The organism is Streptomyces sp. NPDC005898 (genome assembly GCF_040629635.1).
In the GTDB taxonomy this organism is placed as follows: Bacteria; Actinomycetota; Actinomycetes; order Streptomycetales; family Streptomycetaceae; genus Streptomyces.
In genome coordinates this window covers 131,693-157,628 of the sequence record NZ_JBEXWC010000002.1, presented here as the reverse complement: position 1 = coordinate 157,628, position 25,936 = coordinate 131,693, and the positions used below count along the sequence as shown (strand labels likewise).

Below are 25,936 nucleotides of genomic sequence, written 5' to 3'. Positions count from 1 at the left end.
CCCAGGACGGCGTTCGGCGTCCTCGTGTTCCACGACAGTCTCTGCGTGTCGTCGGCAGCTGAACCCTTACGGGCCGCCGGCGCATCACCCCCTCCGGCTGACTGGACGGAGCACGCGCATGACGGCACTACTCAGCGGACAGACCAGCACGACCTCCACGCTCAGAGCGGTGGAACGGCTTGCAGCCAAGTACCGCGTGCCTGTCGAGGACGCGCTGCTCATCGCGGTCAATCTGCACGGCATCGACTCCGATCTGCCGCGCCACCGGGCCCGCGTCCAGGTCCGACTGTTGAGGGCGCCATCGGTGCCCTGGCAGCTCATAGTCCCCTTGAACGTCACGGACTCTCCGTTCCGGCTCAGGGGCGAGCACCTCACGCTGGGCGGCGCGCCAGTCGGAACCGTCGAACGCATCGATGCGGACGAGGCGGTCGGCGGGTATTTCCGCGATGGCGGCGCGGCTCTCACCCTCAACCCGAATGCGCGCAGCCGTTGTGTGGGGTGCGCCTTCTGCCCGAACACCCTTGAAGCTGCCGCTGACCCTCGGCTCTCGGAGGAGCGGGACCTGCGGGAGCTCCTCTCCGCTCTGCGGGAGCAGCACCCGCGCCGCGACCTGACGGAACTGCGTGAGGTGACCGTCTCAACGGGTTGCTTCGAACGCGAGGCGGCGGCGGTGCATCACCTTCGCACTCTGCGGGCCGTGCTCGACGAGCATGGTGTCAAAGCGCGAATCGGTTTCCTGACCTCAGTGCTGGGATCCAGGTACGCCTTTGATCAACTCGCCCGCGACGTGACACCCTTCGTGCTGCGGCTCACCGCTGAGTGCTTCACTCGCCGGGATCTGCTGCTGAAGGCCAGCAAGGCTGCACTCGTCGCATCACAGATGCCGGGAGTGCTCCGGCGCGCGTTGGAAGCCGGTCACGACACCTCGTTCACCTACATCGTGGGGTTGGACGGGCTTGCGGCCCTGCATGCGGGCGTCGGTGCGCTGGCTCCATACGTCTCCGAGTTCCCCAACTTCCAGATCTACCAGGCCCACAACTCAGTCATGGCCGGCCTGCGTACCCCCGGAGCCCAGGACCTGGAGCACTACTTGCAGGCCCGCGTGGTGATCGAGGACATCATGGGCCCCACTGGACTGCGGCCCGCCGCATGGGAGTGCTACCGGCCCCTGTGGTACTTCACCTTCGCTGAAGAGCCCCTGGTCGGTGCGCGGTGACCGCGACCGCCCTTCTGGCCGATGCTCTGTGGCGGGCGACCGTCTACGCCTCGGTCTGTCAGCTGCACCTGCGGGACAACGTCCTGCTCACGGAGCCGCTGGTCGCCGAGCATGTAAAGGCACGCCCCTCCGGGCACTGGGGCACCGTGCCCGGCACCGCCTGGGCGTTGTCCCACGTGGTGCTCGCTGCCGGGCACCTGGACCGGCGAGTGGATGTGGTGCCGCTCCTGGGTGCGGGGCACGCTGGTGTCGTCCAGCTCGCCCTGTCCTGGGTGACGGGTGAGCTCGCGAAGGTGCGGTCGCGGTTCGGCTCGGATGCGGATGGCCTGCGGCGGCTGGCGCAGGCGTTCCCGGACGTGGAGGGCCTCGGGGCCGAGGTCTCTCCCTCTCTCCCCGCCGGCGGCTTCCTCGGCGGGCGGCTCGGTGGCTGTCTTCCGTTCGCGCAGGGAGTCGCCCTCGACGCGCCGGGAAGGGTTGTCGTGCCCATCATCGGGGACGGCGAGTGTGAGACCCCTACGACCGCAGCGAGCTGGCTGGGGCAGAAAGTCCTTCCCGGTGCCTCGGTACTGCCCATCGTGCACGCCAACGGTTTCCGCATGGGGCAGCAGTCGCTGCTCGGCGCGATGAACGACGACGAGCTTCGCGCGTACTTCGGCGGTCTGGGCTGGGCAGGCTCGGTGGTGCATGTGGGGACGGGCGCTCCGCAGGAGCACAGCGTCTTCCAGGTGGCGTTACGGGAGGCACTGGAGGAGACGCTTGCGGGCCGGCACACGGTACTGATCCTGCGCTGTTTGAAGGGATGGGGCGGCCCCACATCGCTCGGAGGCCGCCCCCTGCTGGGCACCCCCGCCCTGCACAAGACACCGCTGGTCAGCCCGCACACCGATCAGGAGCAGCTCACCGAGCTGACCCACTGGCTCGCCTCCTACCGGCCCGCAGATCTCTTCGACCCGGACGGACGCCCCCGCGGGGAACTAGCCGAGGCGGTGGCCATGGCTCGCTGGTGCTCCTTCGCTCCAGCCGAGCGCCCGGGAGCAGCAGGGCGGATCTCGATCCTCCGACAGGTGGACACGTTCGGTGAAGCGGTCACCGAGGTCATGAAGCGGCACGCCGCACGTGGAGATTTCCGCGTCCTCAGCCCGGACGAGCTGTCGTCCAACCGGCTCCCGGGCCTAGTCGGCGAGCCCTGGGCATACGAACTCCTGGCGGAGGAGGTGCTGCTGGAGTGGCTGGCCGGCTGGACCGCCAGTGGGCGTCGAGGGGTGATGGTCTCGTACGAGGCGTTCGCACCGCTGCTCACCAGCGGCTTGGTGAGTCACATCAAGCAGCGGCGCTTGGCCGGCGCGATGGGCCTGCCCAGCCTCAACCTTCTGCTCACGTCTTATGGGTGGCACAACGTCTACACCCACGGTGATCCGTCTCTGGCCAGTGCGCTCCTCGCCCTGGCCGATCCTCGGGTGCGCGTGCTGACACCGGCGGACCCGGTGCGCACCGCGGCCGTCCTGGACGAGGTCTTCGACTCCGTCGATGGCGTCAACCTCGTGATCGCCGGAAAACACGCCTGCACCGGGCACCCCGTCGCCACGCTCGACGAGGAGCGTGAGCATGGCTTAGCGATCTGGCCGCACCTCAGCGACGACGGTGAGCCCGATCTTACGATCGTGACGGCTGGAGACATCCCGGCCGCCGTCGCCACGGAGGCCGTGGACGCCATCCGCCATCGGTATGGGTGCCGCGTTCGCGTGGTGAACCTTCTCGACCTGACCGTTCTCGGCGACTCGTCGCGGTGGCCTCGCGGCCTCGACGACGGGGAGGTCGACCACTACCTCGGCACCCACGCTCCCGTGCTCGTCCTCACCCTTGGCCACTCCGCAGCCGTCTGGGGGCTGCTGGCCGGACGGCTCCGTCGCCCCGTTGACGTCATCGGCTGGCAGGAGCCGCCTGGTCCCATGCCTCAGCGCTCCCTGGCCCACGCCCTCCGCATGGATCGGTCGGGCGTGGAGCGATCCGCCGGCCTTCTGCTGGTCTCCCGCGAGGTGGTCCGATGAACCCGGCGACCATCGAGTGCCTGGAGATCACCGAAGTGCGGGAGAACACGGCCCCGTGCGACGACGCGATCTTCATCATGATCCACGGCGCGGGTGCTGTCGGCACCTACGGTCCGGTCAGTCAGCGGATCGGCAGTTATGTGAGGGATGCGTTGGCATCCGTCGTGCCTGGCGCCGACGCCCTGGATCACGTCCGGCTCCTGGAGCGGCTGCGTACGGCGTCGCGTCGAGCCCCGTCGGAGAGCGCGTCGTGGGCGGTCGGTGCGATCGACTGTGCCGTCTGGGATCTGCACGGCCGGCTCGCCTCCTGCCCCGTCGCCGCCCTCCTGGGCACCGATGCGCCACGGTCAGACGTATCGGCCTACGCCTCCTGGCTTTCCCAGGACCTGGCCGCCGTCGAGGACTTGGACGTACTTGGCAGGGTCGCGTCGGGCGGCTGGTCCTTCACTAAGTGGGGACTGCGTCGAGCGTCGGCCGACGCACCCGATCTCGCCGCCGTGCGCATGGCGAGAGCCGTGGAGCGCAGTGCCCAGGCCGTTGGTGCCCCGCTTGCCGTCGACGCGGTGGGTACCTGGACTCCAGCTGTGGCCATGGCCTTCGCCCAGAGTGTGGATGGCGGCAGCCTCCGCTGGCTGGAGGACCCGCTGCCGCGTCACGACCTGGACACCTATGCACTCCTCGCGGCCGCGCACTTGCCGCTGGCCGTTGGTGAGCGCGCGCACGTCGACGAGGACCCGGCCGGGCTGATCCAGTACGTCAGCCCCAGCGCTCTGACCCTCGACGTCGTCGGTTGCGGCGGTCTTACCCGTGCACTTCAGATCCTCGACGTGACCCGCGCCCAGGCCGTCCCCGTCTACCCGCACGGGCGCTCGCTCGTCCCCGGCCTCCACCTCGCGGCCGCCCATCACGACGCCGTACCGGCCGTGGAGTACCGGCTCCAGTGGGAGCCGCGACGGCAACTCCTCTACGACACCCCACTTCATGTAGAGCACGGACGTATTCGTCTGCCGGCCACCCCAGGTCTCGGCACGGCCCAGAGGAGCACGGCATGCCCAGCACATCGATGACCGTCGCTGTCCACGGCACGGTCGTCCAGGGTCCTGATGGGCCGTTCCTGGTGCTCTCCGAGCGGCTCGACGGCCACGACACCTTCCTCAAGGGGAGCCTGGAGACGGGAGGGAAAAGGATCTTCGTGCGCATCCTCACCCTGGACGACGTCACCGTGTTACGTCCGGCGGAGCACTCCGCCGTCCCTGCTGTGGGAACGGAGTGGGATGGATCGCTCCACCTTCCGCATGGGTTACGACCGCGCACCGTGCCGCCGGACCTTGAGCAGGCAGCCGCGAAGGAAGGGCGCGCCCTGGAGGCGCTGGACGAGGCGGAGCTGCGCTACGTCCTGACCTACCTGTCCGAGTCCACGACCACCACCATCAGACAGGCGCGCGTCGAGGCCATCGTCTCCGCCCTGCCGGCGATCACCGGGAGGCCCCAATGACCACCGATCCCTCACTCCTGGTCATGGTCGACGTCGGCGGAACCCTCGGCACCGCCGATGGCCCGGGCCTGACGATGCGGCTGACGGAAGTCTCCCCGCTGCCCGCGGCTCAGGCCCGGGCGGTCATGCGGGCCAGCCTCCACACTCAACCGGAGATCACCGACGCCGTGGCAGCCGGGGTCTGCGAGGCATTGGGGGTACCACCGGAGTCATTCCCCCGTGATCTTCCCCCGGCCCCGTTCCGTCTCTTTCCTGGCACGACGGAGGCTCTGCGCCGGATCAGTGGCGTCGCGACTGTGGTCACGCTGTCCAACGTCACGTGCGTCGACGCCGACACCGAGGGTCTGCGTGGCCTGCTCTCCCCCTGGGTGAGCGACTACTTCCCCTCCTGCCGCATCGGACACACCAAGCCGGACCCCCGCGCTTTCCACACCGTCATCGACCAGCTCGGAGTCGTCCCCGATCGCGTGATCCACGTCGGCGACGACTGGGCCTGCGACATCGTGGGGGCCGTCGAATCGGGCATCAGAGCCGTCTGGATATCCCGCGGGCGCCAAGTCCCCGCTGAAGATTTGGTCGTTAACCACGGCGTACGCGTCGTCGCCGACCTGACGGCAGCCGCCTCGCACATCGAACACCTCGCAGCAGGGAGCGTCACATGAGCCTCTTCGCCGGAACCACCACGTACTACCGCCAGTTCCGCCCCGGCATCCCCGACGATGTGGCATCGGTACTCGACCGCGCTGCCCCGGCACGCCCCGATGGCCACCGCCGGCTCCTGGACGTCGGTACGGGAACCGGGCTCGTGGCCGAGGCTCTCCTCGACCGCTTCGGCGACATCATCGCCGTCGACAACGACGCCGACATGCTTGCCGCGGCCGAGTCGGCGCTGCGGCCGAAGCTCCCCGAGGGCTCCAGCCTGTCCATCGTCCAGAGCACGGCCGAAGACTTCACGCCACCCGCTGGCTGGCAGGCCGAACTCGTCACCATCTGCCGCGCGTTCCACTGGCTCGACCAAGCCGCCGTCCTGACTCTCCTGGACGAGCAGGTCGCTCCGGACGGCGTGGTCGCCATTTTCGGGGACAACAGCTTCTGGGCCGCTGGGAGCCCCTGGAAGGAAGCCGTCCGGGATGTGGTGAAGAGCTTCCTCGGAGAGGAGCGGCGGGCGGGATCCGGCACTTTCCAGCACCACAACCGCCCCTACAGCGAGATCATGGAGGAGTCGCCCTTCAACGAGGTCGAGGAAGTCCGCGTACCCGTTCAGCGCACCTGGGCCGCGGAGAGCATCCTCGGTTACCTCTACTCCACGTCCTTCGCCGCTCCTCACCTCTTCGGTGACCGGCTGAAGGAGTTCGAGGGCGCGCTGGAGCACCGGCTGGCCGACTTCAGCGACAACGACACCTTCCCCGAGGAGAACGAATTCCTCATCCGCCTCGGACGGCGGGGCAAGAAATGACACTTGCTGGCGAGGCGCGGTCCTACGGCAGGCTGACAGCCCCGCGTCTCACGTCCGAGCTGAGTGAGCGGTCGGTCCTCTGCCTGCCGGTCGGGTCTCTTGAGCAGCACGGCCCGCACCTGCCGCTGAACACGGACAGCCTCATCGCCGAGCGCTTCGCCTCGCGACTGGCCACGCACGTCGCGGACCGTCACAACCTCTGGGTCGTGCCCCCCGTCCCCTATGGGCTCTCTCCGGAGCACGCCTGGTCACCCGGCACCATCACCCTGAACGTCTCGCTCTACACCGCCCTGATCGAGACGCTGGTGGGGGAGTACATCAGGGCCACCCCCGCGCGTACGGTCCTCATCGTCAACGGCCACGGAGGCAATAAGGGCGTCCTTGAGGCCCTCGTACACCAACTCCAGCGCACGCACGATGCGGCAACCTGCGTGGTCAATCCCGGCACTCTCGCCGCCGGCCGGCTCCAGGGCGACGGCGAGTTCCCCGAGGTGCACGCCGGCGTCCGGGAAACCTCCCTGATGCTCGCCCTCGCACCCGACCACGTACGGATGGACCTCCTCCCGAGTGAGCCCATTCACGATCCCGCCCGACGGGAGGAGATCCAGCGCCTCGTATTCGGCCGGGGCACCACATGGCCCTGGTCGTCGGACAACCCCGCGATCTCCGCGCACGGAGTCATCGGTGGCGACCCGCGGCAGGCCACCGCCGATCACGGCCAGGCACTCGTCACCGCCGCCCTGGAGGCGTGTGTGGACGTCCTGGACCGGCTCGTCCCACCCACATCCCACGAACCGATCGATGTACGGGGGCCCCATGCGTCTCACAGCTGAGGAGAGGGCGACCTTCAAACGGGACGGCGTCCTCATACGACGCGGCTTGGCCGCCCCCGACCAGGTGAGGCGAGCCGTCTCCCTGATCGACGTGTCGTACCGCAAGGAAATGACTCCGGACGACATACCTGCTTACTCCCGGCGCACCTTCGCCCCGGAACTGGGGGACAGCGCAGAACTGCTCGCCTTGTACACGGAGACAGGCGCAGCCGAGCTCGTCGGCGACCTGCTCGGCGCCGCCGCACCGGTCACGACCGCGCAGATCCAGATACGCGTGCCCGAAAGCGAGTTCCCAGGCATGCAACCGGTAAAGGCCATGCATGTCGACGGGGTCTCCTGCCCTCACCTGGACCCGCGCGAGCTGCGTACGTTCTCCCTGCTTGTCGGCGTGATCCTCTCCGACGTCAGCGACCCGCGATGCGGAGCGCTGCACTACCTGCCCGGCGGGCACCTCGCCATGGCCCGCTGGTTCGCCGAGGAGTGGTCACTCGGAATGACAGAGCAGGTTCCGCCAGAGATCGACCGCGAGCGAGGCACCCCGTTTCTCGGCCTCCCCGGAGACGTCCTGCTGATGCACCACCTCGTTCCCCACACGGTGGCCCAGAACTTCATGCCGTTCCCCAGGGTGATGGCGTACTTCCGCGTCTCCCACCCGCATCACGCAGGCCGCCGCCTCCAAGCTCTCCGTGACCCCTGGCTCGACTACCCGCCCCCCGCGGATATCCCCGCGCCTACTTTCCAGGAGTAGCACCATGCGCATCGTCTACCCCGGCGAACTCGATACCGCTGCCCGCGCCATCGAGGCCGGAGGGCTCGTCATCGTCCCCACCAACCGCTGGTACATGATCTGCGCCGACGCCAGCAACGCAGACGCCGCCGGCAGCATCTTCGAGGGGAAGCGGCGCCCGACCGGCAAATCCCTCGCCTACGTCACTCCCTCGCTGACTGTCTGTGAACAGCACTTCCAACTCGGAGCCGAGGCGCGGAGACTCGCCCAACAGTTCTGGCCCGGCGACCTCGCACTCCTCCTGCCGTGGCGGGACCCCGACGACGCCGCACGCCATGCCGCTGTCGGCTCGCCGGCGCTCACCACCATGGCGCCCGGGTTCCTCGGCGAACTGGCTGCGCGGGCAAAGGTCCCTGTAGCCGCGACGACGGCCAACATCTCCGGCGACGCCGGACCGGATGACCGTGGTCCCGCCGTCACCCTCGACGAGGTTCACACCTTCCTCGCAGCCTCCGGCCTCACGGTGTCCGTCGTCGTCGACGGAGGGGTCTGCCCTGCGGCCAACCACATGACGATCGTGGACTGCTTCACCCCGGAGGCCAAGCTCGTACGCACGGGCCTCGTACACCAGCGAGCTGTCAACGCAGTCCTTGGACGGGAAGTGCGGCCCTCCTGATGGAGATATCGAGTCGCGTCGCGTGGGGACGGGCGCCGGGGCCATGCAGGCTGCGGATCGCGGTCGAGGGCGGGAAGGAATGAGGCCCAGGCCACTCCTCGACACGCACCCGGCGAGGGGCGACGAGGCGCTGCGGCGGGTTCTCGAAGATGCCTCTATGGGCCGCTGGGAGGGCCCGCGCGATCTCCTAACCTCTACCGGCCAGGATTGGGATCGCCGGATCTTCCGCCTCCAGGTCCTCGCCGAAGCGGGGGCACGGCTCCGGTTCGCGGACACCTGGGCGAAGGCCGAACCGCGCTCACCACACGCCCTCGCCCTTCTCGCGAACGTCCAGGCTCTACGCGCCATGATCGTCGGACGGGACGCGGGCCGGATGCTTATGGAGGAAGCGTGGGCCACGTGCCGTGCCGCTCTAAAAGTGTGGCCGCAGGACGTCGCCCCCTTAATTGTCATGCTCGCGCTACTTCGCACCCACGCTCCCGATCGGGACACGCTCTGCCACGTGTGGGAGGAGATCAAGCAGCGTGACCCGTGGAACCGCGAGGCGCATCACGAGGTCATCACGTACCTGCTTCCCCGCCATCACGGCAAGCCAGGTGAGGCGGCCTGGTGGGCCGAGGAGCAGGCATCCATCGCTCCCCAAGGCTTGCCCATAGCGGCCTTGCCCCTGATCGCCCTGGCGGAAGCACACCGGTCCCGCCAAGAGCAGGACCAGACGTCATACGGCCTGACGATCCACCCCTGGGTCGACTGCCCGCAGATCGATCCGGTGCTGGAGCGCTGGTGGCGCTACCGAGCACCGCAGCCTCACGCCTGCTTTGCCGACGACGCCAACTACCTCGCCCACGCCCTGTCGTTCGCGAACCGCCACCACGAGGCCCTGGAGGTCTTCGACGCGATCGGCCCGTACGCCACGCAAGTGCCGTGGTCGTACTGCGGCCAGCCCCGCGAACTGTTCCTGCGGCACCGCGGCTGGGCCTACAGCCCTCCGCGACGCCGACACCGCTGAGCACCCGAACCATCCCCCTTTCACGTACGAAGGACGGAACCCCTGTGCCTCTCGATGTCTCCCGCGTCTCCGACGAGGAACGCCTCAAGCAGCTCGGCTACCAGCAGACGCTGTCCCGCTCGATGTCCGGCCGCGCCAACTTCGGCGTCAGCTTCACGATCATCTCGATCCTGTCCGGCTGCATGACCATGTACGGCTACGGCATGAACACCGGCGGCCCGGCGGTGATCATGTGGGGCTGGCTGTTCGTCGGCCTCATGACACTCTTCGTCGGGCTGTCGATGGCCGAGGTCTGCTCCTCATACCCCACCAGCGCCGGCCTGTACTTCTGGGCGCACCGCATGGCTCCGAGACGCTCGGCGGCGGCCTGGGCGTGGTTCACCGGATGGTTCAACACCCTCGGCCAGATAGCCGTCACCGCGGGTATCGACTTCGGCGCCGCCAACTTCCTCAACGCCCTGCTTGATCTCCAGTTCGGATACGCCGCCACGCCAGGGCACACCATCATGCTGTTCGGGATAATCCTGGTCCTGCACGGTGTCCTGAACACCTTCGGCGTGCGCATCGTCGCTGCCCTCAACGAGGTGTCCATCTGGTGGCACATCCTCGGCGTCGTCGTCATCTGCGGCGCCCTGGTCCTCATCCCCGACCACCACCAGTCGGCCCACTTCGTCTTCGGCGAGTTCGTCAACAACACCGGCTTCGCCTCCAGCGCCTACGTGGTGCTCATCGGGCTGCTGATGGCGCAGTACACCTTCACCGGTTACGACGCCTCGGCCCACATGACCGAGGAGACGATCGACGCGGCCACCGCCGGCCCCAAGGGGATCGTCCGCTCGATCCTCGTCTCCCTCGCGGCCGGATTCGTCCTCCTCTTCGGCTTCACCTACGCCATCGACTCCTACACCGGCGCCCTCGAATCGAGCACCGGCGTGCCCCCGGCGCAGGTCCTCATGGACGTCCTCGGCGCGGCGGTCGGCAAGTGGCTGCTGCTCGTCATCATCGTTGCCCAGCTCTTCTGCGGGATGGCCTCCGTGACCGCCAACTCCCGAATGATCTATGCCTTCTCCCGTGACGGCGCGTTGCCCTTCTCCCGGACGTGGCACAAGCTCCACCCCGGCACACGGACCCCCACCAACGCCGTCTGGCTCGCCACCGGCGGTGCCTTCGTCCTCGGCTTGCCCTACCTGTGGAACAGCACCGCTTACGCGGCCGTCACCTCTATCGCGACCATTGGCCTCTACATCGCGTACGTGATCCCCACGTTCCTGCGGCTGCGCCTGGGGAGCCGGTTCGAGCGCGGCCCCTGGCACCTCGGCTCCTGGTCCACCACGGTCGGCACGATCGCCGTCGCGTGGGTCGTGGTGATCACGGTGCTGTTCATGCTGCCGCAGAGCTCCCCAGTCACCGCGGACACTTTCAACTACGCGCCGATCGCGGTCGGGGTCGTCGTCGCCTTCTGCGGTATCTGGTGGCTCGCCTCGGCCCGCAAATGGTTCCTCAACCCGCACCACCCGCGTAACGCCAGCCGCGATCGCGATTAGGGCCACGGATGCAGACGGCTCGCTGGTAGGTCCCCTCCATACGGCTTTGACGTGGTCCGCGCTGATGCGGGGCGGGCCACGCGGAGTCTGCGTTCGGCAGCCTTGGCGCGAGTGGCGGTATCTCCAGCCGTCTGCACAGCACCTCTCGCTCAAACCGCGAAACGCCTGAAGCCGCTTGGCTGAGAACCTCTGGTTCGCAGGGCTCATCGTGCCGGCGGCACCGCTAATCGAGTGGCTGCTCGCCAGCTTCATATTTCACACTTGGCTCCAAGCCATTACGAGGCGACCCGCTCGGCAGCGGGAACTGCCCGTCCTTTGCAGGCCCAGCCGCCACCACGGATTGGGCCCTCACCGGCAACTCCACTCGCGTAAACGTCCACGTCCGCACGTCCACACGCTCCCAGACCGAGGCAGCATCACGCCTACTCCGGGATGCTCTCCAAGAGAGGGAGGACCTCCGTGCCGAAACCCCCAGGCGTGGAATACGTCATAACCAAGCCCAGCCCGCCGTCGTGGTGGAAGAAGAACCGTCACCTGGTCCTGCTCGTCGTGGGCCTCCTTTTGGGTGCGTGGCTCGTCAGCGACCACGACAGTGCGGCCACGCCTTCCCCTGACCGGACAAGACCTGCCCACTCGACCGTGCCCGAACCGGGCAACAGAGAGCGCTGAGGTCGTCCTCTGTTACCGAGTGGCTCAACGCACTGGGACCTACCGACTCAGCTCACAGCCTGGGGACGTGGCGCTGGCCGGAGGCAGCCCGTACGCCAGCCTGGTGTCTCCGCCGCCACTGTCCTGGTCTCCAGCGGCCCTAGCTTGGTTGATACTGCCTAAGCCGACCGCCAAGGCCGCAGGGGCCCCGTCATGGGGTAAAGAGGCGGGATCGGCAGGCGGGGCATGCGTGGGTCGCGCCGGTTCTATAGCAGACAGCGTCTGGTCGCTGCTCGATACGGCATGGTCGCTCACCCTGAACCAGGACACCGCGCGTACGGGGGCCATCGCGATGGCTCGCTCGACATCCCGCCTCGCCGCGAGTACGGGCGACGGACGGGCCTTGAGTAAAAGTACGAAGCTGCAGTCAGGCAGCTGCCACGGGGATGCGCAGAAACGCCTCCGCCGATTTTCGGGAACGCATGGACGCCCTTGCAGCTCAAGGGCGCCACAGCATCGTCCCTCATCCTCCGAGATTCGCGACGCTACATCTGCTGCCAACTGCCGCCCTACCTTCGGGATTCAGCCCAGACGTAGCCAGCAGACAGGGCACGGGCGCACAGTGAGAGTCATGCGAATCGTCACCTTCGAGGAGCCTCACAAGCAGCTTTCCGAGGACTTCGGCCCGGGGGATGCTGCCATCTATATCGAAGCGGTGCACGCCGCGCCCGCCGATCCGCCTGGGTCGGACACTCCGACGGAGATGACCATCTGCGGCAAGTCGACGGCGGGCATGACCAGGCTCTCGTACGCACCGAAGAGCCCTGGGCAACCGTGGTGTCCGCCGAACAAGACGCAGTGGATGTGCACCGACTGCGACGAGGTACTTGGTTCCACCTGACCCAGCACCTCGGCAGCCCACCAGCCGTCGGGCGCTCATTCTTCCCGGCCGCCGGTAAACCACAGGACTCGAACCATGTCCGGTGACGGACACATCCGGGTTTGGGACTTCTCTACAGGGGCGCTGCTGTGGAGCCAGGACGTTCACGCGGGCCGACTGCGCTCGCTCGCTTTCGACAACAGCGGTGACCTGGTCGCTGCCTGTGGAGGCGACGGCTCCGTACGCGTGTGGCACGCCCTCACCGGGGAGTTCAAGAGCCGGTTCTCCAGCCCCAGCGGGTGGGCCCGCGCCTTCACAGTCGACGGACCAGGGCATCGTGTCGCGGTCGGTGCGGGAACCGGTGACATCGCGGTGCGGCACCGCGGCGCGGACAGGTTCACCTCCCACCTCGCCGGGCACACCGGCCGCATCCTTATGCTCGGCTTCACCGGTGACGAGGATCGCCTGGTGTCAGCCGCGGCGGACGGGACAGTGCGCCTGAGGTCGCTCAGCGAGCAACGCCAGATCGCCAAGATCAGGGTTGACGCTTCCCTGCACTGCACGGCCTTCGAACCCGCAACGGGAGAAGTGCTGCTCGGCAGTGCGGCGGGGGTAATGGCCCTGAGGACCAAGGATGCGTGAGCGACAAACGAAAGGCTTGGACACATGGCAGAGAAGACGCCCCGCAGCTCGGACGACGGCGTGGACAGCGGCTCCTCCCGTCCGGCCGCCGAACGGGACGCACAAGTCATCCTGAGCAACGAGCCCGGCTCGTTCGCCTGGGGCGTCCTGGCCAAGCGCCATCCGGCCCTGATCCAGCAGGTACGAGACGCCTTCCCGTACGGCCCCCGCCAGCACGAGGCTCTCGATGCCCTGCTGGACGAGATCACCAACGGCGTGATCGAACCGCTCGACCCCTCGGAGCCCGACCACGGACAGTGGTCGGCCTGGGGGCGAAAGCACTTCGGGCGATCGTGGTTCGACGCCCCGTTCCTGTGGGCGGAGAGCTACTTCTACCGCAGGCTCCTCGGCGCCACCGAATACTTCGGTACGAGCCCGTGGCAAGGGGTCGATCCCTTCGCCCCCTTCAAGAGGGCCGAGCTGCGCGGCATGGCAGTGGACGAGGAGCTTTGGGCCCTGGACGCGCTCGCCGACGCACCGGCCGTCGAGCGAGCCACAGCTCTGCTCCACGCCTCGCTCTGGGGCAACCGCGCGGACCTCGGCTTCCGCGTTACGGAGGGGGACGCAGCGCCCGGTGCCATTGCCGATGGCCTGGTCGCCGATGACAGCGCTGTGCTCTGGCAGCTCCTGCCCGCCGGGGCCGGCGCAACGGTCGCCGTGGTGGCCGACAACGCGGGGCGGGAGCTGACCCCGGACCTGATCCTCATCGACCACCTCCTGCTGCACCGGCACGCCGAGCGGATCGTGCTCCACGTAAAGCCCTACCCGTACTACGTCTCCGACGCGATGACGGCCGACGTCGTCGACTGCCTGCGCCGCCTCGCTGAGGCGCCCGGTGAGGCGGGTGGGATCTGCGGGCGCCTCTGGGACGCCATGGCGACCGGGCGCTTGGAGATCCGCGCCCACCCGTTCTTCTGCGCGCCGCTGCCGTACAAGGACATGCCGGAGGACCTGCGAGAGGAGTTCGCGGCTGTCACGCTGACCATCCTGAAGGGCGACCTCAACTACCGGCGGCTGGTGGGCGACCGCCTGTGGGACACGACGACACCGTTCGCCGACTGCACGACGTACTTCCCCGGGGCCGTCGCGGCGTTCCGCACGCTCAAGTCCGACGTCATCGTGGGGCTGGAGCAGAAAGCGCTGGACGCTCTGGAGCAGTCAGGTGCGGCTTGGCGTACGAGCGGTACTCATGCCTTGATCCAAGTTCGGCCGTAGACGCGGCCGCCGCGCTGGGCCAGCGGCTCCTGGCCCTCTGTGCCCGGTCAACGCCGACGAGCGGCACCGTTAGCTGGCCTGGCGCCGGGCGCGCTGGTGCCGGGGGCGGGGTGCTGCACTGCGGCCTGGGCGCGAGGGCCGGGGGCGTGACGTTGGCCGAGGCGCTGGATGCGCCAGGTCAGGGCGCGGGCGGGGTTGCGGGCGTCGTCCAGGGTGCGCTGACTGACGGCCTGGTCGAGAACGGTGGCTGCGTTGTGCCCTGCCTTCTCGGCCTCGGCGAGCAATGCGGCCAAGGCATCCCAGGCGGCGTCGTCAAGAATGCGCTCGGCGTAGGTGGGCACCGCCCTGTGGACGTACTGGGCGAGGCGATGCTTGGTCTGCAGGGTGGGCGCGTGGCGGGCGAGGCTGTCCAGCACCGGTGTGGCGATCTGCGCGTACGCGGTTTGCAGGTGGAGGAGGGCCTGTTCGGCTGCCGCTTCCTGCTGGGCGTGCTGGCGGGTGTGGTGCCAGTGCCGGGCGAAGGCGACCGCGGTGAGCGCGGCGTCGATCAGCATCGCCAGGCCGGACCCGTCGCCCACGGGTGCGGGGTTGTGCCAGATCGCCTGGACGCTGCGGCGCAGAACGCGGGCGCTGTCGAGGTCGGCGGCGATGCGGGAGCGGGTGGCGCGCTCGAACGCCGCGGCGGCTCGTTCCAGTTCGTTCCTCATCCCGGCCGGTGCGGTGAGTGGCAGCAGGTCCAAGGCGGCACCGAGTGCGACGAGCTGGCCCTGGGCGGCGGGATCGTCACCACGGGTGAGGTGGTGGGGGATGCGTTCGGTGGCGGCGGTGGCTTGGTGCCACGGATTGCCCGGCGGGATGGGGGCGGGCGCGGGGCTGGTGTGCGTGAGGCGCTGGCGGATCTTGGGCAGGGAGAGGTCGCCGGCGAGGGTGGAGCCCGCGTACCAGATGGGTTCGTCCTGCTTGTTGACGTCGCCGGGCAGGGCGACGCTGTAGCCGGTCACGTCGCCGGAGGGCTCGGTCTTCGGGCGTACGTTCACGCCGGTCGCCTCCAGGAAGGCGAAGAACTCGGCTTCGCTGGCGGCTGCGGCCATTGCGCGGCGTACCCGCAGGCGCAGGATCTCGCGGGATGTGGTGTCCTGGCCCAGGCGCTTGGCCTTGAAGTGCTCTTTGCTGGTGGGGCGTTTGGCGCCGGTGCCGTCACCCGGCTTCAACCGCCGCAGCCCATAGTCGATTTCGATCTGGCGGGCCTCCTTTTGGACGGCGCGCTGGTCGTAGTCGCGCTGGGGGTGGCGGCCGTCCTGGCGGACGAGGGTGGCGGCGATGTGGATGTGGTCATCGGCGTGGCGGACGGCCACCCACCGGCAGGCTTCCTCGTCCCCGTCGGGGGCGATGCCGGCGGCGGCCACGATGCGGCGGGCGATGTCGGCCCACTGGGCGTCGGTGAGGATGGGGTCTTCGGGCGCGGCGCGGACGGGGCAGTGCCACACGGTGTACTTGGGTGCCTTGTCACCCAGCATCTTCACGGGCTGGTCGAGCTGGGTGGCGAGCTGCCTTTCCACCTCCTTCGGGTCGCGGTGGGGGCTGCGGCCAGGGTCGGGGGCGAAGCCGTTCCAGGAGGCCACCAGATGCGGGTCAGTGTGCTCGTTGGCCCGGCCCTTGCCGAAGAGATAGCCGATCGTGCGGCGCGTGGCCTCCGGCCCCTTGCCTAGGATGATCTTCGGTATCACCGGCTCTCACCGTCCCTCGGTGACCTGGGCGACGGCGGCGTCCAACTCGGCGATGGACGCCTCGACGCGGGCCAGGAGGCGTTGGACGGTGTCGGGGTGGGGCCAGGCGCCGTCCTTGTTGAGGTGCCAGGTGAGCTGGTTGAGGTTGCTGCCGATCTTGCCGAGCTGCCCGTTGGCGGCCATCAGGGTCTTGACCATGGCGCGGTAGTCGGCGACGGCGGCGGAGGGGTCGTCGGCGCGGGCGGCGGCGAGAGAGCACTCGGCGACGTAACCGCCGGGCTTCATACGGCTCAGGGCAGCGGCGTTCTTCACGAGGGCGAACTCGTCGTCGTTGTAGCGAGGGTGGACTCGGTGCTTGCGCAGCTGCTTGTCACGCAGACGGCGACGCGGCGCGTTCGGCGACGACTCGAAGCCCCCTGCCTCGGTCGGCACCCCCGGGCCGGCCTTCTCCGGCGCGCCCTCGACGCCGGGTGCCGCCGCCCCCACCGGGGCGGCGGCCGGGTAAGGACTCCTTACCCGACAACTTGCTGCGCGTGTGAGGGATGTGGTGGTCGTCTGCTGCTGAGCTGCGACGGGTCCGTGATTCGGGTCGTGCATGAGGTCGATCTCCGTGGGGTGCTGGTGTCGAGGGCCCCGCGCTGCCTCCCGAGGAGCGGGGGGCGGGCCGTGAGGGTGAGGTACGTGGGGAATCAGGCGGCGTCGGCAGGCGCGTTGAGTTCGCCCTGCTGCTGGGAGGCGGCCTTCGCGCCGGGCTTGGCCTGGTCGGTGCGCTCGGACTTCAGCTGGTCGCGCACGACGCGGGCGCGTTTCTGGCTGATCCGAAGTTCGTCGCGCAGGCGCTCGGCGGTCAGCTTGTCGTCGCTCCAGTTGGAGGTCAGGAGTCGGGCCTCGTCGAGGATTTCGGCGTCGGTCCGGGTGCGGGGGCGGGTGCGGTCGGTGGTCGACTTGGCGGCGGGCATCCGACCGGTCGTCCGACGCGGGGCGGCTCCGGTCGACTCAGCCACGGCGGCCGACCGGGGCGGTCGGGCAGCCGGGGTGGGGGCCGACTCGCCGGCTGCGGTCGGCCCTGTCGCGGGCGCTTCGGCGACCTTCACGGGGGGCGACTCGGTCGGCTGATCGGGGGCCGATTCGTCCTGGTCAGACCTCGGCTGTGCGGTCTGCTCACTAGCCGACTCGTCAGCTTGCTGTCTGGCCGACTCGCCAGGGGCCGTTTCGGCTGGGTCGGCCGACTCGGGGTTGTGGTGGAGCACCTTCGCCACGAGGTCCGACCCGAAGTAGATAGACCCGATCGGGAGCGAGGTCGCCAGCAGCACCAGGGCCCAGTTCGCAGGGTCCCAGTCGGACAGTCGGCCCCACCGGTTCGACGAGGTGTGCAGGGTCGGAGCGAGGCCGTGCACGTAGTTCAGAAGGAGGCTGGCGATCGTGTAGGTCGCCAGGACCCGCAGCGCGAACTTCCGGTCGGCGCCGGTCAGCACGAGCGTGGCGACCAGTGCGAGCGCCATCAGCCCGTCGACCACGATCGGGTAGAGCAGGGCGGCGGCGGAGTCGGCGCCGATGGCGCGGGCCACGTCGGACAGCGCGTTCCACGAGACGCGGAAGGCCATGAGGACGACGGCCGACAGGCCGATGACCAGGGAGATGCGTCCGTTGCGGTTCATGCGACGCTCCCTAGCTGATGCCGGTGCCTGGCGAGCATCGCCAGGATCGCCATGCTGGCGAGGGCCTCGTCCTCGGCGGCCGGAGCGAGCGGGAGCAGGGTCAATGCCTGCGTGGGTGCTGCGGTTGCCGCGTATGGCTGTCAGTGCGCTCGGGGCGGGGGAGTGCAAGGCAGTGGGCTCCAGGGTGGAGAGGTGGGGCTTGTGGGGTGGGCGTGAGGGGCGTTCACGCGGGCCCGTTCTGAAGGGGCCCCGCGCGTGTACGCCTGGGCGCGTGTACGCGTGGACGCTCGCGTGATCGCGTCGCGCACCGGTAGGGGTTCAGCCGACGGCGGTGAGGTGGCGGGCGATGGCGTAGGAGCGGGTCTGCTCGCCCCCCTTCGGCAACGCCGTCGGCCTTGGTGGTCAGGTTGCTGTCGGACGAGGCGGGTGAGGCGGCGCCGGGGCGCACGGGCCTGTTAGTACCTGCGGGGGCTGGTGACCGCGCCGCGCCTGCGGTCGGGGCCGTCGAGGATGACGCGGCGGGTCATCTCGGCGAGGCGGGAGGCGACGCGGTCGCCGACAGCGGTGCGCAGGTCGGCGATGGGGAGGTTGGTGGTGATGAGGGTAGGCAGCTCGTGGACGTACCGGTGGTCGATGAGTCGGTAGGTCAGCTCCTCGGTCCATTCCGACGCCTTGGCGGCGCCGAGGTCGTCGAGGAGCAGCAGCGGGCTGCGGGCCAGTTTCTGGAAGCGGCGTTCGCCGTCGTGGCCCTGGCGTGGGCGCAGGGCGGCGTGCAGTTCGGCGGTGGTGGTGGCCTCCCAGCGCAGCCGGACCCCGGCGCCGAGCAGCGAGCGGATGGCGCCGTACGCCTGGTAGGTCTTGCCGGTGCCGGTCGGGCCCGCGATCAGCAGCGACGGGCCGTATGCGATGCCTGGCGCCCCACCTGGCCCCGGCCGACCGGCGGCCGCGATCTCCTCGACCCAGGCCGATACGTGGGCGTGGTCGGCCAGGGCATCGCGGTAGCGGCGCGGGAGGCGGGCGGCGGCCAGCTCCAGCGCGGTCACCGGCTCCGGCGACGGAGCGGCGTCGCCAACGGCGGTGGGATCGATGTCGCGGGAGGCCAGGATCGCCCCCAGCTTGGCCACGGCGCCGCCCAGTTGGCGTGGCTCGCGGGCAGATGTCTTCGTGCTCACAGCTCACCCCCGTACGCGGCCTGCGCGTCGATCGGGTTGGTCCACGGCTGGTGCCCTGCGGATGTGCCGCTCGGCGTGGGCGGGTTCATGGCCTCGTTGACCAGGCCCGGCAGCACGCTGGGGTGCAGGCCCTTGGCACGCAGCCGGTCGAGTCCGGTGCGTACGTACGCCGCGTCGATGCCTTCGGCGAGCAGCTTGGCGGTCTCCTTGCCGAGATGACCGAGGAAGCTGCCGGGCGGCCGGTTTGCGCATGCGGCGGCATACTCGGCGATGAGCGTCTTGGCCGAGACGGACTCAGGCGCGGGGGCGCTCGCGCCTCCCACCGGAGGTGATCCTAGATCCAGGATCCTAGGTCCTAGATCCGGACCCTGAGGGCTCACCGAGTCCTCAGTGAGCCCTCCCAGAATCCCCCGTGATTGCTCACTGAAACTCTCCTGAGCTGCGGATTCGCCGCTAGTCACCGAAGGCTCCTGCAGAGTGCGCGAGTCTTCGGTGAGGGCGCCGGGAGGGCTCACTGAAGGCCCGGTGAGCCCTCCGTGATGGCTCCCGGCGGGCTGCGAGGGGCGTCCGCCTTCGTGATGCGGGCAGGCAGGGCAGCGGCTGCCGCTCGGCCGATTGATCTTCTGGTGCTTGGCCCAGGTGACGATGTGCAGGTACCGCTTGCCGTCCTCGCCCTCGTACCGGCAGATCAGGCCGGCCGTGTCGAGCTGGTTGAGGTCGTCCTCGACTTCCAGCGGGCCGTGCTCGGGCCGCAGCGCCCACAGAGCACCGGCGATCACTGCGGTTTGGTCGCGGAAGCGGCCGTGGTCGTCGGCCTGGGTGAGGAGCCCGAAGAAGGTCCGCTCGGCGTGGACGCCCACTGCGGCGAGCGATTCGGAGATGAAGGCTTCGGGCTTGATGGTGCGTATTCGTGCCAAGGCAGGTGGGTGTCCTCACTCGGTGGCCGGGCGGTCGGGGCCAGGGCTCACCGTCGTCACATTGGGGAAGGGGAGAGATGGTGCGAGGCGCGCGGCGTGGGGCCCGCCGCAGGTGCCGGCGCATTCGGAGGTGTTGTCAACACAGCCACACTCCGCCGCGCAAGTCCACCCCCATCTCTCACGGCAGAAATGCCTTTGGAGATGAGATTGGTGGTGCGCCGCCAAAACCGTAAGGGGCGATCCCCGGTTGGCGAAATCATCTACCCCTGGGGCCGAGCCAGAAGGATCACATCCGCAACCTGTTGACTGCCCGTCGGCGAGGAAGCTACAACACGACACCGCACGTCAGAGCATCACCTCGTACCTCGCATTCGATCCTTGCATGCCCGAATTGGCTGTTACGTGAATCGCGGCGGCGCTTTATAGCAGACGATCCCCGGTTAGCGAAACCGGGGAAGGGAGGCTACAAAATCTCCATGGCAACCCGACCTCTTGAAATCGGCCCGGCAGGAATCAGGGCCGCCCGCACTATCGAAATTATCCGCACCGAGCGTGGCCTTTCTCAACGCCAGCTCGCCGCCCGCGTCACCGCTCTGGGACACCCGATGTCGAATACTGCGCTCTCTCGTATCGAGCGCGCCCACCGCCGCTGCGACATCGACGACCTCACCGCCCTCGCCCAGGCCCTCCGCGTCCCGCCCTTCGCCCTGCTGGAGGGCGAGGTCGCGCTGTGAGCGCGGGCATTCCAACTCATGCCCCCCGCGCCGCCTACGTAAGGACTCCTCACCCTTGCCCCAAGCCGCCATACCCGCCGCGCCCACACCTGCTCCGCTCCGACCCGGTGGCTCCTCGCTGTCGCGCCTCTACCTCCCCGAGGAGATCGCCGACGTTCTCGGCTGCTCCGCCTGGTGGGTCAAGGACCGCGCCCGCCGACGCCTCATCCCCTTCACACGGGTCGGCCGCGCGTACCGCTTCACCGGCGAACACCTCGCGGAGATCATCCACATGCACGAGGCCCGCCCCGCGGTCCCACAGCAGCGAGCCGAAGCTCGCCCCACCTCCAAGTCCCCCTCTCCACAGGCTCCTCCGCCCTCCGCCGCACCCACGACTCGCCTGCGCTCCCGGCCACCCCGCCGAGCCCGCCAGAGCCAGTTCGGACCCGCCGCCTAGCACGACGACGAAGAAGGGGAGGGACACATGGGCTTCGGTGAGAAGCGCGGAAACTACTGGCGCGGCCGTTACAAGATCGCGCCCGGCAAGCACCTCACCGTCGTCGGCGAGGATGGCAAGCCGATCAAGTTCGCGACCAAGGGCGAGGCCCAGCGCGCCGCGAGCGAGGCCGAGAACAAGTACCGGCGCGGTGACTGGCGCGACCCGGCGCTCGGCCAGGAGACCTTCGGCGAGTACGCGAGCCGCTGGTACGCAGCCCAGGACTTGGCTGCCTCGACGATGCAGAACTACAAGCGCCACATCGAGGAGCATCTGCTCCCCGACTTCGAGGACAAGGCGCTTGCGGGCATCCTGCGCACGGATGTCGAGCTGTGGGAGAAGAAGGAGCGGGCCGCGTACGCGGCCTCCAGCGTCAAGACCTGGCGCTCCACGCTCCACCTGATCTTCGAGGATGCGATCGACGAGGGCCTGATCACGTCCAACCCGGCAGCGAGGCGCCGAGGCCGAGGCAAGCGCGCCGGCCGCTCCCGCGATCGCGGCCCGGAGAATGTCGTCACCGACGCGCTCGGCATCCTGCTCACCGCCGAGAGGACGGCCTTGCTCTCAGGCCGCGACGACGAGTTCGTCGCCACCGTCCTGAAGGGCTACACCGGCAAGCGCTGGGGCGAAATCGTCGGCCTGGAAACAGAGTTCGTCCGCCCTGCGGCCTTCCGAGTCGAGTGGCAGCTGTACGAGTTGGACACCGGCGAGCTGGTCCGCTGCCCGCCCAAAGACGACAGCTACCGCACCATCGACTCGCCGAACTGGCTATCAGCCCTGGTCCTCAACCACATCGCCCGTACGAAGCCCCTGCCGTGCCGCTGCCACGGTAGGACATACGTCTTCCGAGGCCAGGGCACAGCCCGCACTGGCGGCCACCTGGGCGCGAAGCTGGCCGATGTCGCACGCCGCGCCGGAGTTTCCACCGGCACGGTCTCCAACGTTCTCAACCACCCCGAGCGCGTACGGGAGGACACCCGAGCCCGCGTCGAGCAGGCAACCGCCGACCTCGGCTTCGTACGCGGAGGCACCACGTCGGAGCACGCGGCCCACTGGCGTCGAAACGGCTTCGCCACCTGGCTGTTCACCCCGGCGGTCTCTGGCTGGTACCCGAAGAAGGCACCCCAGGAGGCTCGTCCGGTACCTGTCCTCGGCGAGCCTTGGCCTGGCGTCCCGGCCCGCGGCCGAGGAGCTGCCGCTCGGGCGGACGCCTGCTGGCTCCCGATCGCCAAGGGTTTCACACCCCACGGCCTGCGCCACACGCACCGCACGATGATGGAGGACCTCGGCACCGAGAAGGTCCTCATGGACGAGCGGATGGGCCACATCGACGGCTCGGTCTCGGCACGCTACGCCCATGTCACGCCGGGCATGCGCAAGCGCCTCATGGCCGGTCTGACGGACCAGTGGGAGGCGGCTCTCGATGCCCGCCTGGCGATGTGCCCCACATCGCCAGTGAGTGCGCTCAACGACCTTCTGCGAGCGCGCCGGTGAATCTCCGGGGGCTGTGGCTGAGTGAGGTGAGGTCGGCACTCACGAGATGGGTCCGACCTCACCACATTCCGCCTTTTAGCAGTCAGGGCGCGGTGCTGCGGAGAGTGCCCCCTTGGCGATCAGCACGCGGCTTGAAAGCGACTACCTTTCCGTCAGGCTTTGGGCGTCCCGTGACCGCACCTTGCGCCCTCGCCGCTGGCTGGGGGGCGATGGATCGCAGAACGGGCGCCTGGATTGCCAGCTGGTCTGATGCCGGCAGGTAGGGCTTGTCCCCGTATTGGCGTTGCAACAGACGCCACAGAAGGAGGGGATCTTCCTGCCCCACTGAGACAGGCTCGGTCTTTCGCCATCCGCGCTGAGTGAGCTGCACGTACAAGGACCGCTTGCGGCTGTCGTCGATGTTCCCCACTGCTGCGCCGCGAAGGATCAGGGCCTGAATGGAAACCCCCCACGCCTGCTTCTGCCGCGCGAAGCCTTCCAGGGTCAGCCGGTCTGTGATTTCCTCGCGCGCTCTTTCACCAGGGACGAGCAGGGCGCCTGCGAACTGGTTTGCCTCCCCTTCTGGGTCTGCGGCGCGCGGCCTGAAGGTGTGAAGCACGAGGTGCCCAAGTTCGTGGGCGAGTGTGAACCGATCGCGGTCACCTTGGGCGCCAGGAAAGTACGCGATCAAGGCGGTCTCGCCGATGCCCGCCCAGTACGAGACACCGAAGTGTTTGTTCGTCGGGCTGACTGAGTCGCCCGTCGGGTCCGGTAGCACGATAGGCGCGACCGCGATGCCGGCGCGCTCCAGTGCGCGAGTGAGGTGAGGGATGGGTTTGTCTGGAGCCAAACGCAGGGCTTCGCGGGTCTGAGCCGCTAGGGCCTCGATGTCGCCTCTCGATAGGTCCGGAGCGCTGGCGTAGGGAAGCGGAGGTGCCGGGTAGCCAGCCTTACCGACGATCTCCTCCGTAACGCGGAAGCTCTCCCCGTAGAACGCGCTGATTCGGCGCGTGACAGTTCGGCTCGCTGTCGCCATCTTGCGGAAGCGCAAGGAGTCCAGGGGGACAGAGGAGGGCTGGGCGTAGAAGAAACTCATCGGAGTATCTGTGGCTTCGGCAATCGTGCGTAGCCGATCCTCGGCTGGCTCGCGCGCACCCGTCTCAACCTGCGAGGTCCAACTCTGGCTGACTCCAGTCAGGCGATGGAGGTCGGCGCCGGTGAGGCCAAGGAGGTCGCGGAGCGTCCGCAGCCGCTCACCAGGCGAAGCCTCCAGTGCCGTCGGCATCGTTCGTCTCCTCATCCGGAAGTTCAAGTTCCAGACCTTCATCTTGCGGTTCAAAGTGAAGGTCCCGCAGGTCGGACGCGCTGGCGAGCAGGGGGAAATCAAGGTCGACAAGCTGTTCCTTGCCGAACCTCCATGTCCCGATGGTCCGCACTACACGGAACAACGGCGCGCCCTCGGTATCGATACGCCAGAGGATAAGCAGATCGTTGTCTTCGGGTCCCATCAGGGTCGGCTGGCCAAACTTCGCCAGGGGGCGGTTCTGATAGAAGGCGCGCCGCTTGCGGTTCGGGCCGGGTGCAGGGACGTGGTCGGCCCTGAAGCCATGAAGCAGGCGGGTGCAGTACACGTCGTTCGTGAGCCACAGCTCGCCGTTCCTGCGGTGATTGCCGCTGAGCTTCCAGTCGCCAAGCTTGGCTGCTGCGGACGCGAGGCAGTAGTGGACAAAGGCTCGGGTCATGTGTGTACGGATCCAGCCGTAGGTGTGACCGTCCAGCTCGGGCACCTGTGTCCGCTGATGCTGGACTGCCCAAGCGAAGGCGTCGTGAAGCGGCTCACAGAGCTGTGCGGTGGCGTCGCGGATGTACGCGACCTCATCCTTAATCACGGCCGTGAAAATATCACGGGAAAAGTTAAGGGTGCAAGTGATAGTGCCACAACTACCCAGGGGCGCAGGCGAGATGACGTGATGACAGGTCAAGCGCATCGCCGCGGTGGGCGACCGCAGCGCTGCTGTGTGGGCAAAAGGTCGGCCTAGTCGGGCGCCCCAGAGCTCTACTCGTGGGCAAGCGCGTTGGGTGCACGCGTGCGACTTCGGGAGCCCGTTCCCGAAGTCGGCTCCCAAACTGGCCCCCAAACGCAAATCAGGCCCGGCACTGATCTCTCAGTACCGGGCCTGACCTGGTGTTTCAGCTGTCGGGGTGGCGGGATCTGAACCCACGACCTCTTCGTCCCGAATCAGGTTCGAGCAAGATCACCACCGGGGTGTATCGGTATTCGTGCTGGTCAGGGCCTGGGGTGGGGTGGCCTCGGTGGGCCTCTGGGAGAAGATCATCTCCCAGAATTCTCCCAGCTGGGCGCGGAGGCGAGTCTAGGCCGTGCTCGCGCATCACGTTGCGCGGGCAAGTCTTGCGTAGGTGGACGTCACGCGAGGAAGTACTGCAGCTCGTCCAGTCTTAGGCGAGTGTCCGGTCCGGGACGATCCCTGCTGACGCGGACTGAGGTCGGTGGCACCGTGGAAGATCACAGACCTCCATGGTGCGCCGGATCCGGCAGCCTCCTGTTGCCCCAGCGCCGGTACCAGGATCTGATCGGTGTGAACCCGCCGTACTCAACGTACAGCGGGGTCGCCACGACAAGACAGCTCATCCACCTCGTGTCGTCTAGATGCATCACCACCCGGGCAAGGCCGGCGAGGCGTTGCCCTTGATGGCGAGGGTGATGTGTGTCAATCATGCGGCACGCCCAATGGGCCACTTCATCAGGGTCGTTGACTCACCAGATGCGATGCTCGGGCTTCACGATCTCTGGCGGAAGAGTGGTAATCCCCTCCTCATCACGGGAGTTGAGGAGCGTGATCATCTCGTGCAGCCAGCGGGTGCCGGACCCCATCCGGCTGTCGTCGCTTCCGCCCGTCGCGGGAGCGCACCGGTCGGTGAGGCGACACGCTGAGCCGCACAGCAGTAGCTCGACGGGCTTTGCCGAGTCGGCTTGAGGAGCGTCACCTCCGAACAGGACGACATCGTCCGGGAGATCGGGCAGGGCGGTGTCCTCGTGCACTTTGCCGTAGCCCATCGGCATGTCGAACCAAATCCACTCGCCAGGTCGCACCGACCGGTCGTGAACCTCTCCCGCCCGGCGCGCGATGTGCTTGATGACCTTGCCGAAGCGGACCGGCTCGTTGGTGCTTTCGTCGTTGGATGGGCCCGCCTCGATCCGCGCATTGACCACCGAGACGTCGACGCCGAGCTCTGCGGCGCGCAGAGCTACCGGCTTTCCGTTGGGCATGAACGTGTCGAGCTTCGGTCGTGACAGGTAGAGCAGCTCTCGCATGTTCCCCTCCGCGTATGT

25 protein-coding genes are annotated in these 25,936 nt (G+C 68.4%); 17 read left to right on the top strand and 8 right to left on the bottom strand.

The annotated features are described in order from the left end of the window. The first annotated feature begins 118 nt into the window (after window positions 1-118). The 14 genes from ABZ385_RS03415 to ABZ385_RS03350 all read left to right on the top strand — a co-directional run bounded on the left by ABZ385_RS03415 (window position 119) and on the right by ABZ385_RS03350 (window position 14,428). Window positions 119-1,216: a hypothetical protein gene (locus ABZ385_RS03415; RefSeq protein WP_358909467.1), complete on the top strand. Its 1,098-nt coding sequence runs from the start codon at window positions 119-121 to the stop codon at window positions 1,214-1,216. Then, complete coding sequence (locus tag ABZ385_RS03410; RefSeq protein WP_358909465.1) at window positions 1,213-3,264, top strand: hypothetical protein; 2,052 nt, start codon at window positions 1,213-1,215, stop codon at window positions 3,262-3,264. The genes ABZ385_RS03415 and ABZ385_RS03410 overlap by 4 nt, the downstream gene beginning before the upstream one ends. Beyond that, a complete protein-coding gene (locus ABZ385_RS03405; protein WP_358909463.1) occupies window positions 3,261-4,331 on the top strand; it encodes an enolase C-terminal domain-like protein in 1,071 nt (356 codons plus the stop codon). The genes ABZ385_RS03410 and ABZ385_RS03405 overlap by 4 nt, the downstream gene beginning before the upstream one ends. After that, the gene (locus ABZ385_RS03400; RefSeq protein ID WP_358909461.1) at window positions 4,313-4,759 is read left to right on the top strand and encodes a hypothetical protein; all 447 of its coding nucleotides are present in this window, start codon (window positions 4,313-4,315) and stop codon (window positions 4,757-4,759) included. Before ABZ385_RS03405 ends, ABZ385_RS03400 begins: the two co-directional genes overlap by 19 nt. After that, on the top strand, window positions 4,756-5,421 hold the full coding sequence (locus ABZ385_RS03395; RefSeq protein WP_358909459.1) for an HAD family hydrolase: 666 nt from the start codon (window positions 4,756-4,758) through the stop codon (window positions 5,419-5,421). Before ABZ385_RS03400 ends, ABZ385_RS03395 begins: the two co-directional genes overlap by 4 nt. Continuing rightward, window positions 5,418-6,215 (top strand): class I SAM-dependent methyltransferase, encoded by a 798-nt coding sequence (locus ABZ385_RS03390; protein ID WP_358909458.1) that lies wholly within the window; start codon window positions 5,418-5,420, stop codon window positions 6,213-6,215. The genes ABZ385_RS03395 and ABZ385_RS03390 overlap by 4 nt, the downstream gene beginning before the upstream one ends. Next, entirely contained in the window at window positions 6,212-7,048 is an 837-nt protein-coding gene (locus tag ABZ385_RS03385) for a creatininase family protein (protein ID WP_358909457.1), read from the top strand. Before ABZ385_RS03390 ends, ABZ385_RS03385 begins: the two co-directional genes overlap by 4 nt. After that, window positions 7,017-7,796, top strand: a complete 780-nt coding sequence (locus tag ABZ385_RS03380; protein ID WP_358909455.1) for a phytanoyl-CoA dioxygenase family protein — start codon at window positions 7,017-7,019, stop codon at window positions 7,794-7,796. The genes ABZ385_RS03385 and ABZ385_RS03380 overlap by 32 nt, the downstream gene beginning before the upstream one ends. Before the next feature lie 4 nt (window positions 7,797-7,800). Then, a complete protein-coding gene (locus tag ABZ385_RS03375; RefSeq protein WP_358909453.1) occupies window positions 7,801-8,451 on the top strand; it encodes a Sua5/YciO/YrdC/YwlC family protein in 651 nt (216 codons plus the stop codon). A 157-nt stretch (window positions 8,452-8,608) separates the two neighbouring features. After that, entirely contained in the window at window positions 8,609-9,460 is an 852-nt protein-coding gene (locus tag ABZ385_RS03370) for a hypothetical protein (RefSeq protein WP_358909451.1), read from the top strand. A gap of 44 nt (window positions 9,461-9,504) precedes the next feature. After that, window positions 9,505-11,004, top strand: a complete 1,500-nt coding sequence (locus ABZ385_RS03365; protein WP_358909449.1) for an amino acid permease — start codon at window positions 9,505-9,507, stop codon at window positions 11,002-11,004. A gap of 1,279 nt (window positions 11,005-12,283) precedes the next feature. Further along, window positions 12,284-12,553, top strand: coding sequence for a hypothetical protein (locus ABZ385_RS03360; RefSeq protein ID WP_358909447.1), 270 nt, complete (start codon window positions 12,284-12,286; stop codon window positions 12,551-12,553). Between the two features lie 75 nt (window positions 12,554-12,628). Beyond that, window positions 12,629-13,174, top strand: a complete 546-nt coding sequence (locus ABZ385_RS03355) for a hypothetical protein (protein WP_358909445.1) — start codon at window positions 12,629-12,631, stop codon at window positions 13,172-13,174. A 24-nt stretch (window positions 13,175-13,198) separates the two neighbouring features. Then, a complete protein-coding gene (locus ABZ385_RS03350) occupies window positions 13,199-14,428 on the top strand; it encodes a damage-control phosphatase ARMT1 family protein (protein WP_358909443.1) in 1,230 nt (409 codons plus the stop codon). Between the two features lie 47 nt (window positions 14,429-14,475). On the opposite strand, the gene ABZ385_RS03345 is transcribed toward ABZ385_RS03350, so the two are convergent. The 5 genes from ABZ385_RS03345 to ABZ385_RS03325 all read right to left on the bottom strand — a co-directional run bounded on the left by ABZ385_RS03345 (window position 14,476) and on the right by ABZ385_RS03325 (window position 19,902). After that, entirely contained in the window at window positions 14,476-16,155 is a 1,680-nt protein-coding gene (locus tag ABZ385_RS03345) for a relaxase/mobilization nuclease domain-containing protein (protein ID WP_358909441.1), read from the bottom strand. 6 nt (window positions 16,156-16,161) lie between these two features. Beyond that, a complete protein-coding gene (gene mobC / locus ABZ385_RS03340) occupies window positions 16,162-16,587 on the bottom strand; it encodes a plasmid mobilization relaxosome protein MobC (RefSeq protein ID WP_358909439.1) in 426 nt (141 codons plus the stop codon). 257 nt (window positions 16,588-16,844) lie between these two features. Continuing rightward, a complete protein-coding gene (locus ABZ385_RS03335) occupies window positions 16,845-17,813 on the bottom strand; it encodes a DUF2637 domain-containing protein (RefSeq protein ID WP_358909438.1) in 969 nt (322 codons plus the stop codon). A gap of 455 nt (window positions 17,814-18,268) precedes the next feature. Beyond that, window positions 18,269-18,985, bottom strand: a complete 717-nt coding sequence (locus ABZ385_RS03330; protein WP_358909436.1) for an ATP-binding protein — start codon at window positions 18,983-18,985, stop codon at window positions 18,269-18,271. Beyond that, a complete protein-coding gene (locus ABZ385_RS03325; protein ID WP_358909435.1) occupies window positions 18,982-19,902 on the bottom strand; it encodes a hypothetical protein in 921 nt (306 codons plus the stop codon). Before ABZ385_RS03325 ends, ABZ385_RS03330 begins: the two co-directional genes overlap by 4 nt. 476 nt (window positions 19,903-20,378) lie before the next feature. On the opposite strand from ABZ385_RS03325, the gene ABZ385_RS03320 reads away from it, so the two are divergent. The 3 genes from ABZ385_RS03320 to ABZ385_RS03310 all read left to right on the top strand — a co-directional run bounded on the left by ABZ385_RS03320 (window position 20,379) and on the right by ABZ385_RS03310 (window position 22,605). After that, window positions 20,379-20,636 carry a helix-turn-helix transcriptional regulator gene (locus ABZ385_RS03320; RefSeq protein ID WP_358909433.1) on the top strand — a complete coding sequence of 86 codons (258 nt, stop codon included), beginning with the start codon at window positions 20,379-20,381 and terminating at the stop codon, window positions 20,634-20,636. A 118-nt stretch (window positions 20,637-20,754) separates the two neighbouring features. Next, window positions 20,755-21,072, top strand: coding sequence for a DNA-binding protein (locus ABZ385_RS03315; RefSeq protein ID WP_358909758.1), 318 nt, complete (start codon window positions 20,755-20,757; stop codon window positions 21,070-21,072). Window positions 21,073-21,099: 27 nt separating this feature from the next. Next, window positions 21,100-22,605 carry a LacI family DNA-binding transcriptional regulator gene (locus tag ABZ385_RS03310; protein WP_358909431.1) on the top strand — a complete coding sequence of 502 codons (1,506 nt, stop codon included), beginning with the start codon at window positions 21,100-21,102 and terminating at the stop codon, window positions 22,603-22,605. Window positions 22,606-22,687: 82 nt separating this feature from the next. Here ABZ385_RS03310 and ABZ385_RS03305 read toward each other — a convergent pair whose 3' ends face one another. From ABZ385_RS03305 to ABZ385_RS03295, 3 genes are all read right to left on the bottom strand, one after another. Next, entirely contained in the window at window positions 22,688-23,869 is a 1,182-nt protein-coding gene (locus ABZ385_RS03305; protein ID WP_358909429.1) for an XRE family transcriptional regulator, read from the bottom strand. Beyond that, a complete protein-coding gene (locus ABZ385_RS03300; protein ID WP_358909427.1) occupies window positions 23,838-24,473 on the bottom strand; it encodes a hypothetical protein in 636 nt (211 codons plus the stop codon). The genes ABZ385_RS03305 and ABZ385_RS03300 overlap by 32 nt, the downstream gene beginning before the upstream one ends. 887 nt (window positions 24,474-25,360) lie before the next feature. Continuing rightward, the gene (locus ABZ385_RS03295; protein WP_358909425.1) at window positions 25,361-25,918 is read right to left on the bottom strand and encodes an SAVMC3_10250 family protein; all 558 of its coding nucleotides are present in this window, start codon (window positions 25,916-25,918) and stop codon (window positions 25,361-25,363) included. Between the last annotated feature and the right edge of the window lie 18 nt (window positions 25,919-25,936).